Here is a 15,753-nt window from a genome sequence, read left to right as displayed (position 1 = left end):
GATTAATAACGCCATCAAGACCTTGAAACGAGGAGCCTACGGGTTCCGAAACTTTGAGCAATTTCGAGAGCGCATACTCGTCAATTTCCTCCAACCACTATAATGCCTGATGAACCATATTGTTTTAAGTAAAAGAGCAAATTAAATAAGACTTTATACAACCTTAACTATCAGATACTTATTCACTAAATCACAATTCACCGCACGGGCGGCCCCGTAATTCGCTCATTTACTCACTCCGTCAACTTGGTAATCGGCGTCAGCACTACTTTCCGAAACTCCACTTCGGCACCCTCGGCTTGCAGCGCAATGTGACCTTTTTGGGCAGTACAGTGAAAGCCGTGATTGACCATGTCGCCGTTGACCCACACTTTGATGTGGTCATTCAGGCATTCTACTATCATCGTATTCCATTCTCCCAACGGTTTTTCGGAGTTATCAGTCAAGTTCTTTACTCGACGTTCTTTTCCGTCGACCGTACCCCAATTTTCTTTGGGGCCGCGCCTTGTTTCCATGTCAGGTACTTCAATATTTTCCACAATGCACCAGAAATCACCCGCGTTTTTGTGCATCATTTGAGATTCGATGGACTTGGGGAACATCCCATAAAGCGCCCGCGGCGTAGAAGCGTGAAGCAACAAACCGCAGTTACCGGGAGCACCTGCAAAACGATATTGTATTTCAATTCGGTAGTTTTCATAAACAGCATCCGTAATCAAATGCCCCTTGGGTTCTCCCAAACTGACAAACATCCCGTTTCTGATGATAAAGGGATTGCGAAGTTTGGGGTCTTTGTCCATCGCAGGTACGTCGATGTGCCAGCCAGTCAGGTCTTTCCCGTTGAAAAGGCTTTTTTTCTGCGCGTTTGCCTTAAAAAATAGGGTGCTGAAAAGAAGGGATAAAATGAAGGATTTTGTTATGAAATTCTTTGCTAAAATGAACGTGTGTTTTCTCATGCTTTTAGAAATGGTTTGCTTCAGATTTACGAATTGTTAAGTTTAAATTTGGTAAGCCCTTACTTTTCTTGCTTGCCCAAGAAAAGTAACAAAAGAAGGGCAGCCTGTCCAAAGCTTCCGCGCACAACCAAACGCACACCACGCTGGACAGGCATTCCTCACGCACAATGATTTGCGTGAAAGTTATTTTTAACTCCAAAATAAACCCTAAATCCAATCCCAACCCGAGCGGTATTCCCGTGAAAGCAACTCATTGGCTTCATTGTCGTGGCGGAATTTTTCTTTTTTGGCATTCCACTGCAATTCCCTTCCTAAACGATAAGAAATCAATCCCAAGTGCATCGGCATGGTCATGGCACGGGCGTATTCCAAATTGGATTCGGGTTGCGTGCGGGATTTAACGGCATTGACAAAGTTCTGCTGATGTCCGGGCGAACGCGCGATAGTTATCGGGACAGAATCTATGTCTTTCATCGTTACTCCTCCAATGGTGATTTCTCGGGTGTTGTAATCACAAAGAAGCGTTCCTTTGTCTCCTTCAAAATACGCACCAATATCTTTACCAGCTGCCCCGGGCACATCGGGCGGCGCAGTCGTCCAATGAATTTTCAACCCTTCAAATTGGTAATCCACATTGATCCATTTGGGAGTATCTCCAATCCCTTCCGAAACTTCTCCCTTAGCGCTGACGCTTTGCAAGTTTTGCGGATTGAGCGCCCACCATACTACATCGGCAATATGGCACCAAAAGTCCTGAAACACCCCTCCCGAATAATCCAGAAAATAGCGATAATTAAAATGGCAACGCTCGGGTGTGTACTTGGAATAAGGCGCAGGACCTAACCAAAAATCCCAATTGAGCGTAGAAGGCGGTTCTTGATAGTTCGCCGGCCCCAGAATCGGTGGAGCGCCCGGTTTAAAAAGCCGAACAGTATGCACATTTCCAATCGCTCCCGATCGGATGATTTCTACCACGCGGTGGTAATTGTCGCCCGCGTGAATTTGGGTACCCAATTGAAAGATACGGTTATGACGTTTGAGTGATTTGAGCATTTTTTGCCCTTCCCGCACATTGAACGACAGCGGTTTTTCTCCGTACACATCTTTGCCCGCTTCAAAAGCCAAAATTGCCACTTGAGCGTGCCAATGGTCGGGCGTGGCGCAGGTAACGGCATCAATATCTTTGCGTTCCAATATTCGGCGAAAGTCGCTGTAGGTTTGAACCTGCGACTGCGGTTGAATACCGAGCAAGGTATTTTTAGCCGCTGCCAAATGGGTTTCGTCCAAATCGCAAAGGGCGGCGATTTCCACTTCGGGCAAGTTGGCAAACCATTTTAGGTGTTGCGTTCCCATCCCGCCCAGCCCAATATGTGCCACCCGAAGCCGGTCGCTGGGTGCTACTTTACGCTTAAAACCGGAAAGTAGGGTCAGGCCAAGCGCAGCCGAACCGGTTTGTTTTATGAATTGACGGCGATTGAGGGGGTGACTCATTTTGGATGAAGGGTTTAATGCTCACAAAAGCCGAAAGTATACCCGTTTTTACTATGGTTAAACCGCAAAATCAAACTTCTATTCGAACATGACACACCTCAGTTTTTTTGAAAAACACGAATAGTAGATTTGGGCAACTATCGAAAACGGATTATGAATACGACTCAACTTGTAAAATCATCCCAAATAGACGGTGCTCTGTTGCACCAGGTACGATTGGTCTCCTTGGATGAACACAAAGACTCCCGCGGTTCTTTTACCGAAATATTTCAAGACCACTGGGGAACGGTATTGAAGCCGGTACAGTGGAGTGCCGTTAAATCAGAAGCCAATGTGTTTCGAGGAATGCACTTCCATGTTCGCCACGACGAATATTTTTGCCTGATTCAAGGACATTGTTTGCTCGGTTTGCGAGATTTACGTCCCGATTCCCCTACCCAACACCAATCCGCTTTGTTTGAGCTTTTTGGCGAGGACCCGGCCGCCTTGGTTTTTCCCGTCGGAATGTTACACGGCTGGTATTTCTTTACGCCTTCCATTCACGTACAATCGGTATCAGAAGCTTATCCCGACTACGGAGCCGACGACAATTGGCGTTGCCGTTGGGACGACCCCGAACTTGAGTTGGACTGGGGAATCGAAAATCCAATTCTGAGCGATTTGGCCGCTAATGCGCCTTCATTGAAGAGTTTAATCGGAAGTCTGACAATCAATGGCTATTTGAGTTGATTTTCATACATTAAGCATTTGTTAAAGACTTGTAATAGTGGACAAAAACAATGTTATTGCATTGATAATCAGTTTTTCATAAATCTTTAATACAATGCAAACAATTCTTGGATCAGGCGGAGCAATTGGGTCAGAATTAGCAAAAGCTTTATATCAGAACCATACAAAAGAAATTCGGCTCGTCAGTCGCAACCCCAAAAGAGTGAATCCAACCGACGAGCTTTATTCGGCTGATTTATCCAATCCTACCGAAATTGATGCGGCCATTGCCGGTTCGGAAGTGGTCTATATAACCATCGGATTTGAGTATAAATTGAAAGTTTGGCGTGAAAAATGGCCTGCTTTCATCCGTTCAGTTATTGAAAGTTGCACAAACCACAAGGCCAAATTGGTGTTTTTCGATAATGTGTATATGTATGCGAAGGAAGAGATTCCGCACATGACCGAAGAATCTAAAATGAGCCCTCCGAGCGAAAAAGGCAAAGTACGAAAGCAATTGGTCGACCTAATTTTGGAAGCGGTAAAAGCAAAAAAAATCAGCGCACTTATTGCCCGCTCCGCTGATTTCTACGGCCCGGGCATCGGAACAAGTATGTTACAGGAAACGGTGTTCAAAAATTTACAAAAAGATAAAGCCGCTCAATGGTTGGGAGGAGTGAACTTCAAACATTCATTCACCTTTACGCCCGATGCAGCACAGGCAACGGCCATGTTGGGGAATACCCCCAATGCCTATAATCAGGTGTGGCACCTACCTACCCATTCCGATACACTCACAGGAAAAGAATGGACGGAACTGTTTGCCCATCAGATGAATAAAAAAGCCAAAGTGAGTCCTATTCCCAAATTTATGTTGAAAATATTGGGCTGGTTTATACCCATTCTAGGTGAGTTTTATGAAATGACCTACCAATACGAGCAGCCCTATTTTTTCGACAGCAGCAAGTTTATGAAACGGTTTCCTGAGTTTAAAATAACAGGATATCAGGAAGGAGTACAGCAAATTGTAGCACAGGCGTACCAAAACACAGATGTAAAAGAATAGCAAATGTAATGAAAGATGGACTCAGTCCAAAGCTCGTATCAACGCCCAAATTTCACCCCAAAATTGACAAATCCCAACTTGCCCGATTGAGTGGTAAACGGAGCATCAGTGGAAGTGAAATTTCCTCTAAATTGTTGCGAAATCTCAGTAAAAGCAGGTGTATAATTGGCAAATAATGAAATACTGCGGTAGCCTACCTCTGCCAAAAAGCTGATGTTGTTGTTATCAAAATCCTTAGTAGAATAAGCTACTTCATTTGCCAACACAATAGGGCCTCTCGAAAAAGTTGTTCGACCACCTCCCAGAGCATTACTGCCTGAAGAATAAATACCCCACCCATTGGGTGCTCCACCACGGATAGGCTGTTTTATAGAACTTTTGTTGAATCGAACACCTAATCCGAATGAAAAAGATTCTCGTCCTTTTTTGTCCTTTAAAAAGAATTTGGGCATGATTTGGGCGTAATAACTCATGGCTCGAACATCCGTTTGTTCAAGAGTTGTACCCAAATCTTTGATATATTGCCATCGATTATTGTCGAAAGTTCGCCAACTTTCGCTTCCTAAAAATTCTCTGGATATTGGATTAATAAGCATAACGTTTGAATATTCAAAACGTAGCCCTAAAGCTTCTGCTCCTGCACCGTATCGAAGTTTAAACGCCATACGAGATTTATTCACCAAAGAAATATCATGCAGCAAACTTACACCTACTGCCGAGCGCGTCCGAAGCCATAACGATTGACGCATTGTGAAATCAGTAAGACCACTGTTGGGCATAATTACATTCGGGTCGGTCAATCGAAAATATTCATACTCTCCAATGGGCTTCCCCAAAAAACGATAACTTCCCAACCCTACGTGGGCATTCAAAAACGTGTTTTTCTTGTAATTCTGCCAGATTTGTTTCCACTTTGGAATAGGTGCATTTAGGGTGGTTTGGTAAGGCTCCGAACTCATTTGCAGACGGTTTGATTCCACTTTAGCCGAATCCTGTTTTTGGTTCAAATCCCGCAGTAATTTATTGAGATCAAGTCGTTCGATGTTTTTGAGGTCTTCTGGTGATTTGCCGTAAAAAATCACGCGGCTGTTTTTACCGGCATTTACGATAATGGAGTCAGGCTGTTCGACGGCAAAGGCAGTATAAACTGTTAAAAGGCAAATTGAAAAGATAGTTTTCATGGCTGTTTTAGTTATTGTTTAGCGTCGGGTATTACAAAACTTTGCCCTACAAACGACCAAATTCCATTGCCAGGTTTTCGGTCTAAGGCTTTAATATCAAATTTTCGTTCCGTTTTCAGGCGTCTTGCCTGTTGGCTGAATCGTTGTAAAAAAGTCGTTTTTAGTAGATGGTCGGCAGTAGGCGGAGCATCAGGCAAATCAATATCCACCACCAATACCCGTTTTTTGGGTTTATTTTCAACAACAGGCTGCATTTCAGACGCAGGAGCAGTAGGCGGAACCGAATCCTGTTTAGAAGTATTTTTTACATCGGCAAGGGAGATTGGCAGACTGAAAACGGCAAACGTATCTTTTGACATTGGTTCACTGTCGAGGACTTTTTCGCTCTTATGAAACTTAAAGTCGGTCACTTTTTTCTTTGTCTGAACAGGCACTATTTTATTGATTTCCCTTTGCTTTCCGACCACTGATAAACGGTTTTTATTGGGGTTTTCAACTTCAACAACTGCCAAAAACCAAACATAACCTCCCATTAATACTACTAAAGCCGCTGTTGCTGCCAAAGGGCCCCAAAGTTTTTTGTTTTTTTGATGTTGGCGTTGCTCTATTTTTTGCCATACGTTTTCTTTACTCCATTCGAGCGGTTCTTGCTTCAACGTCTCCTCATCGGCGAGGGAAGCGCGGATTTTATCGAACAATTTTTGATTTTGCATAGTCTTTGTCCAATTCAATAATCCGTTTTTGCAACAATCCTTTGGCCTTGCTCAATTGCGACTTAGAAGTTCCTTCGTTGATATTCAGCAATTTCGCAATTTCGGCGTGGGTAAAACCCTCTATTTCGTATAGGTTGAAAACCGTTCGATAGCCCACGGGCAATTGAGATACTAACTCAAGTATTTGTTCTGCCGTCAAAGACTCAATTATTTCGTCTTTGATGGTGAATGCCTCATACTCAGTATTCGAAAGCAGCTGAAAATTCGCGCGTTTTTTAAGGGCTTTCAGCGACTCATTAACAGTGATACGTTTGAGCCAGGCCTCAAAAAACAGCACATTTTCGAATTTTGCTTTAGGCAAGTTCTCAAAAATGGCGCAAAATGATTCCGCCACCACATCTTCCGCCTCCATACGTTCCCATAAATACCTGAATGCCAACCGATACAACGTATTTCCATAGTACTCAAAGAGGTGTCTTTGCGCTTTGCTATCCCGTTTTTGAGCTTGCTGTATGGTGGCGAGTGTAATCAAGAACAAATGGTTTTTAGCTTATAATAAAAAATAAAGCGAAACGGTTGCCTGTGTCAGTGATAAAATCTTTTTGATGCCCTTAAACAGTTGGCTAATCAACCCATAAAAACCCCAATCCAGCACTTTTTTATTCGACGACTCCTTCCTAACTTGCGATTACAATCAAATAAACCCAACAGTTAAAACCGTATGTCACAGGAACTATCGCCCATTATTAAGCCTCAAGAGCTGATTTCAATACAGCAGGCACCTGAATTGGTCATTGTAGATGCTTCTGCCGGGCCGGGCGTCAAAGAAAAATATGCCGCAAAACATTTGGCAGGTGCTCTGCGAATAGATATGGAAAGTCAATTGGCAAACGTAGGGCCCGATGCTGTCAAAGGCGGGAGGCATCCTCTACCGAATCTTACTCAATTTGCTCAGGATTTAACCCAACTCGGCATCGGGCCCGATAGCCACGTAGTTATTTACGATGACAAGAATGGAGCAAACGCAGCGGCCCGTTTTTGGTGGATGTTGAAATCCATTGGACATCACCAAGTTCAAGTGCTGGATGGCGGAGTTGACGCTGCCATTGCAGCCGGTTTTCCCGTAAGCTCGGAGCCAGAAACGGCTTCGGCACCTGCAAAAACCTACGATTCTTTTCAATGGGTACTCCCTCTTTCGGATATCGAGGAAGTTAAAAAAGTAGCGGCAGATGGCGATTATATGGTCATTGATGTGCGTGACAAAGACCGATATGATGGTAAAGTAGAACCGATTGATTTGATTGCCGGCCATATTCCGGGAGCTGCCAACATTCCTTTTACCAGCAATTTAGATTCCAACGGTTTTTATAAATCGCCCTCCGAACTCAAAGAAAAATACACTGAAGCCCTCAATGGCCGAGAACCTGAAAAAGTAATTGTGCATTGCGGCTCAGGAGTCACGGCCTGTCATACGTTGTTGGCAATGGCGTATGCCGAAATGGACATTCCTAAACTGTACGTAGGCTCTTGGAGCGAATGGTCCAGAAATGATTTACCTATGGTGACTTTACCAAAGGAATAACCCCTTTTTGAACTGCACGAATAATTTTCCTTTCAAATTTCAGTAACTCTCTGACAGATTTTCGTTTTATAAAAAAACTGAAATTTAAAATGTCTTATCTCAACATAGACTCCATCAAAGACCGTACGTTCGACGCCATTGTGGTGGGGTCAGGGATTAGCGGCGGCTGGGCGGCCAAAGAACTCTGCGACAAAGGACTCAAAACTCTCGTTTTGGAGCGTGGACGTGATGTAAAACACGTCACCGACTACCCCACTACGCTCATGAATCCCTGGGAGTTTCCGCATCTGGGACAAGTATCGAAAGAAATAAAAGATGCCAATCCAATTGCAAGCCGTTGTTATGCCTTCAAGGAAGATTCCGCGCATTTTTTCGTAAAGGATAACGAGCACCCTTATGTACAGGAAAAACCGTTTGACTGGATTCGCGGCTATCACGTAGGCGGAAAATCGCTGATGTGGGCACGAGGCACGCAGCGTTGGTCGAAATACGATTTTGAAGGCCCGGCACGTGACGGTTTTGCCGTAGAATGGCCCATTCGCTACGACGAATTGGCTCCGTGGTATAGTCACGTTGAGACCTTTGCGGGAATTTCAGGAAATAAAGACGGGTTGGCCCAATTGCCCGACGGTGAGTTTCTGCCGCCGTTTGAACAATCGTGCATCGAAAAACATTTCAGCCAACAAATGGCGCAGCACTACAAGGGCACTCGCCCGGTGATTGTGAGCCGCTGTGCACATTTGACCAAACCTAAACCCATTCATTATCAGCAAGGAAGAGCTCAATGCCAACAGCGCGACCTGTGCGTGCGCGGTTGTCCGTATGGTGGCTATTTCAGCAGCAATGCTTCTACTTTGCCGTGGGCTGCACGAACCGGCAACATGACCCTGCGTCCTGATTCGGTGGTGCATTCAGTGATTTATGATGAGAAATTGGGCAAGGCTACGGGCGTACGGGTCATTGATGCCAATACCAAACAAGCCGTGGAATACTACACCAAAATTATCTTCCTAAACGCATCGGCGTTGAATACCAATTTGATTTTATTGAATTCCAAGTCCAATCGCTTCCCGAACGGACTGAGCAACGACAATGGTCTTTTGGGGAAATACGTTGCCTTTCACAACTTCCGTACGACGATTTCCGGAGAATACGAAGGACTTTTGGATACCTTTACGGAAGGCAAACGCCCGGGCAGCAGCTACATCCCGCGTTTTAGAAATGTGTTTCAGCGGGACAAAGTAGATTTTTTACGAGGCTATGCCGCTGGGTTTTCGGGAGAGCGAGCCATGAGTCCCGATATGACAGGAATGGGCGAAGAGTTAAAAAATAATTTGGCAACGACTAAATACGGCAACTGGCGCGTAGGTTCGTGGATGATGGGCGAAACCATTCCTAAGGAAAGCAATTACGTGACGCTTGACAGCAACTTGACCGATGCATGGGGCATTCCGTTGTTGAAAGTGTCGGTGGCGTATGACGAAAACGACAACAAAATGGTCAATGATTTTCACGAGCAAATGACTGAAATGTTGACCAAAGCAGGTTTTACCAACGTCAAAACCAACGATGTTGCCAATAAAGCACCCGGCCTTGACATTCACGAAATGGGCGGTGTTCGCATGGGAAAAGACCCTAAAACATCGCAACTAAACAAGTGGAATCAACTCCATCACTGCAAAAATGTCTTTGTCACCGACGGTGCCTGCATGACCTCCACTTCGACTCAAAACCCGTCATTGACATTCATGGCGATAACGGCGCGAGCAACGGATTATGCCGTGAAACAATTGAAAGCAAAGAGTTTGTAAGCGTATAACAGACCTATAAGGTTTCAAAAACCTTATAGGTCTTGCCTACCACAACTGATAGACCTTACAGGTTTACTTTACTCGTCGGTCGGACTAAGCCGCAGTACTGCATCTCCGTTCAAAACTTACTGACGATTAAAAGACGCTGCCAGCGAGGTTTTAAAATAAAAAGAAAACTCAAACAAAAATGTACCCGTCGGATTTATCGCCCAAAGCTTTAAAAATCGTTACGATGTACGATGAAATGCGACGGCCCGGAGCAAAGCCTCGCTTGTGTTATCAAGCATTGCCCGACTCCGACCGACTTTCTTACGAATTATTGAACTGGGATAACTACTTAATCATGAATGACTTGTTTGGTAGTGACCCAAGCCCGCTCATTACCTCTGATCTTCGTGAAAAATTACGGTTAGACCTCTATGCCGCTTTTCAATTGGCATCAGGCCGTTACAGCGGGAAGCACGGGTCTTGCGATTGGTTTTTGAGATTGAAAGACGGTACGTACATCGGAGTTCTGCATTTATATGATGTCAGTTTTGAACTCATGGATAGAAAACGATTTCCGTGTAGTTGCGGGTACGCCATTGCCGCGCCTTTTCGCCGCCAAGGTTATGCCATGGAAGCCTTACAACATCTCCTTTTTTATCTTCCAGCACATTTTAAACTCTACGAAGTTCAGGCTGAACCCCTGCGCACGAACGAAGCCTCCATTGGCCTGCTCACGAAAGCGGGTTTCACCCAGAAAAAATACTTTAAGAACGAGTAGGGTGATGCCGTTTTGATGTATAAAAAATTGGTGGATCCCCTACCCCCGTTGACTTGGCAAGAGATTGATCCCTGAATTAATGTAAACGAGTCATCTATAATCTCACAGCCCTTCTCTTGCTTGGGTTTGTGGCGATATACCTTTAAGGTTCAACATCCCCGATTAAACATCCCCATTTGAAAGCCGTTGAGGCAGGCTACTCGTCATCTTCGGTTTCTGCTTCGATTACTTCTATTTCCTCGTCTATGACTGTTTCGGAGATTTCTATACCATAAAGTTGATTGACCAAACGGTCTATTTCGGCTTCGTAGGGTTTGAGGAGTGCGTTGGCATCATGCCGCTCTAAATGCCCCGCGAAATATTGTTTTTTGATGCTTAAACACGCCTCAAAAACACGCAACAAAGCAGACCGTTCCTCCTCCGTTGGGAGTTTAATGGGTAACTTACGAATATCGTTGATTTGGATGGCTACCGTTCCATTGAAAAACTCTCTTAATACTTTAAAAAACAGGTAGGAGTTGATACTAACCACAAAATACTCATCTCCAATCCCAATCTCATCGTACAATGACATTGATTTGACATCATTGACCGATTTACCTTTCAAGCGACACTTAATATATTGACTGTTAGGGTTTAAAACATCATTCCAACAAAAACCATTGCGAAAAAAGAAATTGTAGCCTTGCCAACGTGCTTTTGGGTCTGTGCTTAGGATTTTGACACTTTTTACGCTCCAATCAATAAGGTAGGGCAGATACCAGCGGTTTCCTTCTTTGTCGCCTTTGTCGTAAGGCACGTAGGTGGCAATGCCTTCGATGCCGTCGGTTTTTTGGGTGTCGGTAAGTTGGGTGAGGTCAAAGACCAATTCGGGGGGAAAGATTCGGTACAAAAATCCTTTTCCAAAAAGCCGCAAGTCGTAGCGGCCTTTGAGGTCATCGAAAATGTGCCATACTTCGGTTTCGGGCAGTGTTTCGAGTGCATCAGCTACTTGTTGGGCAGAATGGCAATCTTCTAAGAGCGTCCATCTTTGGCGTATTTCGGGATATTTGAGCATAGCTTCGTAGAGTTTTTCAGCTCTGGTGGTACGGCAGCGTGCTGCAAAACGTGAGTCTGCTTGGTAGCCTACAAAACTACTATTGTCTCCTGTTTGTAGCCCAACTCCTCCATCCGTTAATAAGCCATTAAGCGCCCAGTCTCCTGCTTTAAGTTTTTTGGTAGTAAGTTCAATTGCTTTACGATTAAGTTCAATTTTAGCAGATGTTTCAATTTTTTCCCACCAAGTATCATAAACAGGGCGGGCAGGTTTGACTATTTTCTCTAATATCTGGCAGTTGTAAGGAGTCGGCGAAAAAATAGCGAAGTTGATGGCGTTTCGATAAGTAGCCAAGGGTAACTGATATTTCAATAGCGTAGAACAAGCATCTTTAAAAACAGTATCCCCATCACAACGGTGAGAAATGACCCAATCGGGGGCTTGATGCCCCAGCGCCGAGAAGGTGCGTTCGAGTACTCTTTCCCAGCCGGTTATGTTTTCTTTTGAGGCTTTGATCAGTTGCCATTCCTCGTCTGATACACCAAAGGTTTGGGCATTGGGGCGGCGTAAAGCTATGTAAGTTAAGGGTGCATTTTGAGGAGCTGTTTCCTTTTTCAACGTATAAATAGCCGTATCTACCAGCGCGGCAAATGCCTTGGGTGTGTTAATAATTTCAACTGCGTGGCAAAGGGGACGTACTTCGGTATGTTGGGCAAACAGCCCTTCTCCGGTGGTCGTTTGTTGAGGAACGCCCAAAAACTGCACCCGCATATTTTTCTTAGTTTGCAGCGTTAGAAAAGTGTCGGATGTGATATAACTCAACAGTCCTTTGGGTTTAAGTAACTCTAATCCTCTAATAGTAAAGTGGTTGTAGAGGTTGTCGCAATAGCCATACTCTTCTTCCATTTTTTGGCTTTGTCCCATTTTACTAATCAGTTTGTTATTGACGTAGGGCGGATTTCCAATGACAATATCAAATCCGGGTTGGGCTTGTGCTTTATTGAAAATACCGGGGAATACGATGGTTTCGATAAAATAGTCCTTAATATTCTGTCGAAAAATAGCGAGTTCGGCGAGTTCATTGGCCAAGGCCGCTTCTTGTTTCCTAAGTTTTGTTATTTCTTTTTCCGTACTTTGCCCGCTTGATATCAGTTGGTTGATGGCATTGCGCAGCGCATTCAATTTTTTGGTTACTTCTTCTGATTTTGCATCAACGAGGCGTTCGAGCAATTCGATAATTCGTTGTTTGATTTGCTCCTTGCTTCCCGAACGGTCTGATTTTGCAATAAAATATTGGTTTTCAAGATTGACAAGTTCCTTCAGCAATTCTTCATTGTCTATTTCCTCAATGAGTTTGTTGAGGTTTTGATTTTTGTAAAACCGGTACAATGGATTTTTCTTGTAGAACTTAAATTCGAGATTGGGTAAGGGCTTGAGATTATAGTTAGGCAAGCTAAAATCTACTTTTTGTTCTACAATCAACGATAGCCAGCACCTTAACTTGGTGATTTCGATGGCATATTCGAGCAAGTCTATTCCAAACAGGCAATTACGAAGGATTCCTAATTTTTTGACGTAATTTATCTGCCCATCGGCAAACATTTCGGCAATATGGTTGCGAAAATCCTCATCTCTTGATTTCATCATTTCGGCTGCCCAAATATTGCCATTAGGGTCAACAGTATTGAGGACTTGCATCATTTCTTCGAGCATCCCCATAGGAAAAGCCCCTGAGCCACAGGCGGGGTCAAGTACGGTAGTCTCCAGAATTTTATGAATAATCTCTTTGGCGTTTTTGGGAGAAATGTCCGTATCTAAATGTTTGAGCAATGTACTTCTGCACATATAAGCCACAACTGGACGAGGTGTGTAAAAAGCCCCAGCGTTTTTACGGGCGGCCTCTTTGGTATCATCGCTTTGTTCGGCCAATAAATTTTCAAAGATGCGGCCCAACATTTCGGGGTCAACCGCAATTTCTTCTTCAATGGGTGTATTTTCAGCAATGGTAAACTTATACCGTTCCAAAAGAGCAATAAGTCCCTGTTTAGGATCTAAAAACAGAGCGTCGGGCACAACGAATGCGTTATTCACTTCTTTTTCGCTGCACCAATCATTAGGATGAATATCAAATAAACCACCGTTTAGATAAGGGGAAAAGAAAATCCATTCTTTGAGGGTCTCTATATCTGTGAAGTAATCAGCATAAATATCAAATAAATTATTGTTTCGATCTTTCTGTTCGCAATTGAGAGCATTAAAAAACAGGTTTTGTAAAATGAATTTGTAATAGGCAGAACCTGTTGTTTTGGGTTTTATAAACTCATTGGGAAGGCCGTTCTCCCATTTGAGGGTTAAAAGTTCTTTCTTTACTACTCCCAATTCTTTCAAAAACCAAATAAAAATGAAACGGGCAATGAGCCTTACCGTAAAATCTTTGTGTTTTTCTGAGCCAGTATTTTCCGAGGGTATTTTAATAGTTTGGATCGCTTCTTCAAACCATTTTATAATTTCCTGATAAAATGATTTATTGAGTACACTAATGGAAAAAACACTTTGCCAGTAGTAGTACATTTGGGCGAAATTAGTAACTGCATACCGTCCTGTCGAAGAAATACGGAGGCTATCCAAAATCCGCAAATGCCCCGCGTGGGGCTGTACAATGTCAATGTCTTTGAGGAGCGATACTTTGCCGATTTTTTCACCTTCGCGCCAGTTTTGCAAGTAAGAGAGGCGTTCGGCGTTGGCAATAGAGATAAAATTTTCGTACCGAAACACCACCACCACGGGCAAATGCGGAAAGGCACGATTGAAGGCGCGGGTGATGTCGGCCAAGTGCCCCCTGTTTCCCCCAAAGGGAGATTTTAGCATAACCCCAAAGATAAGAATGCCGTCGTAGTCGGCAGTTAAGTTTGGCAGGTGAGTTTGGGTCGGGTTTTCAAAGGCGGCATCGTCCACCATACCCAGCGCATATACCTTTTGGATGAGCGCGTGGGCGGGATGGGCAGGGCGGTAGTGGTGGCCCAGAATATCGGCAGGGTCGGCGGGCAATTCCGAGATATAATTGACTGGAATGCGGAGCGACACAAAGAGTTGGCGCAGTGCTATTAGAAACGGTTCGTTGGCAAAAGTTTGAAGGTCAAGCATTTATTGTTTTTGTAATTCGTGTTGGATAAAGTCTATAAGATTTGTGATTTTTGGGTCACTGACCCAAAAATTGATAGCACAGATTTGGGGGGCAGTGTCCTCCAAATTAAGGCGCGTTTACCACAAACCAAACTATCAAGTCAAAGTTATCTTTTTGATACTTCTCCTCTACTCCTCCTTCGGTTTTGATTTGGCGGATTGCGGCTTTATTGCCGCTTTTGAGTTGGTCAAAAAGGTTCAATTGCGCCTTACCCATTCGTGGTGTGGTAGTCCCGTCTTCACTGACCTCTTCGGAAGTAGTTTGGAGTTTGAGCCATTGCGTCAGGGCATGAGAGAGTTGTTGGATAGCTTCGGGTTTTCCGAGGTCTATGTCGCGCAGGCCTTCGTTGTCGCGGGCTTCGTTTTTATGTTTAGCCAAACTTTCCAATACTTCTTTTTGATTGAGCAATACCGATTCTCGACGGTAATTGATGTAAAGTAGTTCATGGTTTTTGTAGGTATACTTATCTACTTTCGGAGGGCGTGCAGGATAGCCCAACAGCGCAATTAGGCCCTTTTGGGGGCATATTGCAGATTGAGCCACAAAGCCTGTATAGATAGCATTGGGCAAGCCTTCGTAGTATTTTTGGCGAGCACGCAACTCTTCCAGTAGCTCTTGGCGATAAACTTCGAGCGAAAAATCGTCAAAACCCAACGAGCGTTCGGAATCAATTTCGTCCCAAGAACTCTGCATTTGTTCAAGCATACGGTCTTTTTGTCGTTGTTCAAGTTCTTCATCGGCCGCCATTTCACGAAAAGTATCCGAAAACTCAAGGTGTACCTCCGCCCCTGCCAACTGCATCGCAGCCATGCGTTGCTCAATACGCCCTTGTAGATTCAAATAGGAGTTGATATTGTCGGAAGGCCAGAAGTTCACACCAAATACTACCTCATTGGGCGAGCCAAGGCGATCTATACGCCCCATACGCTGAATGACCCGTACGGGATTCCAGTGAATGTCATAATTGATTACTAAATCGCAATCTTGTAGATTTTGTCCTTCGCTAAGGGCATCAGTGGCTATCAAAATATCAATCGGGGCTTGAAGTTTAGCGTGGGTTTTTGCCTCATTTTTTTCAACCCACTGCTTCCATTCGGCAAAAGCGGTTAAAGGTTTTGTGTCTTTAGCGGGTTCAAATTTCGGTAGTGCGCCAATTATGGTGCTGATTTTGTAAGGGGCAATCGGGGTGTTATTTTTGTTTTACCAAGAACCTAAATAACCTACCTGATGTGTAATACACCCGAAAGATGCCCCCGTTG

The 15,753-nt window shown here is 44.1% G+C and carries 13 protein-coding genes; 6 read left to right on the top strand and 7 right to left on the bottom strand.

Annotation, left to right across the window (positions count from 1 at the left end):
* The first annotated feature begins 1 nt into the window (after position 1).
* Entirely contained in the window at positions 2–103 is a 102-nt protein-coding gene (locus Q0081_RS31935) for a transposase (RefSeq protein WP_409034083.1), read from the top strand.
* 130 nt (positions 104–233) lie between these two features.
* Here Q0081_RS31935 and Q0081_RS19985 read toward each other — a convergent pair whose 3' ends face one another.
* Both Q0081_RS19985 and Q0081_RS19980 read right to left on the bottom strand, forming a co-directional pair.
* Positions 234–956 (bottom strand): DUF1080 domain-containing protein, encoded by a 723-nt coding sequence (locus Q0081_RS19985; RefSeq protein WP_298357479.1) that lies wholly within the window; start codon positions 954–956, stop codon positions 234–236.
* A gap of 207 nt (positions 957–1,163) precedes the next feature.
* Positions 1,164–2,447 carry a Gfo/Idh/MocA family protein gene (locus Q0081_RS19980; RefSeq protein ID WP_298357476.1) on the bottom strand — a complete coding sequence of 428 codons (1,284 nt, stop codon included), beginning with the start codon at positions 2,445–2,447 and terminating at the stop codon, positions 1,164–1,166.
* Between the two features lie 153 nt (positions 2,448–2,600).
* On the opposite strand from Q0081_RS19980, the gene Q0081_RS19975 reads away from it, so the two are divergent.
* Together Q0081_RS19975 and Q0081_RS19970 are read left to right on the top strand one after the other, a co-directional pair.
* A complete protein-coding gene (locus Q0081_RS19975) occupies positions 2,601–3,176 on the top strand; it encodes a dTDP-4-dehydrorhamnose 3,5-epimerase family protein (protein WP_298357473.1) in 576 nt (191 codons plus the stop codon).
* 94 nt (positions 3,177–3,270) lie between these two features.
* Positions 3,271–4,221 (top strand): NAD-dependent epimerase/dehydratase family protein, encoded by a 951-nt coding sequence (locus tag Q0081_RS19970; protein ID WP_298357470.1) that lies wholly within the window; start codon positions 3,271–3,273, stop codon positions 4,219–4,221.
* Between the two features lie 38 nt (positions 4,222–4,259).
* On the opposite strand, the gene Q0081_RS19965 is transcribed toward Q0081_RS19970, so the two are convergent.
* The 3 genes from Q0081_RS19965 to Q0081_RS19955 are packed head-to-tail and all read right to left on the bottom strand — an operon-like array spanning position 4,260 to position 6,647.
* Positions 4,260–5,402 carry a hypothetical protein gene (locus tag Q0081_RS19965; RefSeq protein ID WP_298357467.1) on the bottom strand — a complete coding sequence of 381 codons (1,143 nt, stop codon included), beginning with the start codon at positions 5,400–5,402 and terminating at the stop codon, positions 4,260–4,262.
* Between the two features lie 11 nt (positions 5,403–5,413).
* Entirely contained in the window at positions 5,414–6,115 is a 702-nt protein-coding gene (locus Q0081_RS19960; RefSeq protein WP_298357464.1) for a hypothetical protein, read from the bottom strand.
* The gene (locus Q0081_RS19955; protein WP_298357460.1) at positions 6,090–6,647 is read right to left on the bottom strand and encodes an RNA polymerase sigma factor; all 558 of its coding nucleotides are present in this window, start codon (positions 6,645–6,647) and stop codon (positions 6,090–6,092) included. Before Q0081_RS19955 ends, Q0081_RS19960 begins: the two co-directional genes overlap by 26 nt.
* A gap of 189 nt (positions 6,648–6,836) precedes the next feature.
* Between Q0081_RS19955 and Q0081_RS19950 the strand changes: the two genes are divergently transcribed.
* The 3 genes from Q0081_RS19950 to Q0081_RS19940 all read left to right on the top strand — a co-directional run bounded on the left by Q0081_RS19950 (position 6,837) and on the right by Q0081_RS19940 (position 10,274).
* Positions 6,837–7,697 carry a sulfurtransferase gene (locus Q0081_RS19950; RefSeq protein ID WP_298357457.1) on the top strand — a complete coding sequence of 287 codons (861 nt, stop codon included), beginning with the start codon at positions 6,837–6,839 and terminating at the stop codon, positions 7,695–7,697.
* An 89-nt stretch (positions 7,698–7,786) separates the two neighbouring features.
* Positions 7,787–9,508 carry a GMC oxidoreductase gene (locus tag Q0081_RS19945; RefSeq protein ID WP_298357454.1) on the top strand — a complete coding sequence of 574 codons (1,722 nt, stop codon included), beginning with the start codon at positions 7,787–7,789 and terminating at the stop codon, positions 9,506–9,508.
* Between the two features lie 187 nt (positions 9,509–9,695).
* Positions 9,696–10,274, top strand: coding sequence for a GNAT family N-acetyltransferase (locus tag Q0081_RS19940; RefSeq protein WP_298357450.1), 579 nt, complete (start codon positions 9,696–9,698; stop codon positions 10,272–10,274).
* Between the two features lie 196 nt (positions 10,275–10,470).
* Here Q0081_RS19940 and Q0081_RS19935 read toward each other — a convergent pair whose 3' ends face one another.
* Both Q0081_RS19935 and Q0081_RS19930 read right to left on the bottom strand, forming a co-directional pair.
* Positions 10,471–14,454, bottom strand: a complete 3,984-nt coding sequence (locus Q0081_RS19935) for an Eco57I restriction-modification methylase domain-containing protein (RefSeq protein ID WP_298357447.1) — start codon at positions 14,452–14,454, stop codon at positions 10,471–10,473.
* A 106-nt stretch (positions 14,455–14,560) separates the two neighbouring features.
* The gene (locus Q0081_RS19930) at positions 14,561–15,520 is read right to left on the bottom strand and encodes a C-terminal helicase domain-containing protein (RefSeq protein ID WP_409034082.1); all 960 of its coding nucleotides are present in this window, start codon (positions 15,518–15,520) and stop codon (positions 14,561–14,563) included.
* Positions 15,521–15,753: the final 233 nt, after the last annotated feature.

It is taken from the genome of Runella sp., assembly GCF_027484545.1.
Lineage (GTDB): Bacteria > Bacteroidota > Bacteroidia > Cytophagales > Spirosomataceae > Runella.
Note: the sequence above shows the minus strand (reverse complement) of the source record. Positions and strands in the feature narration are given on the sequence as shown.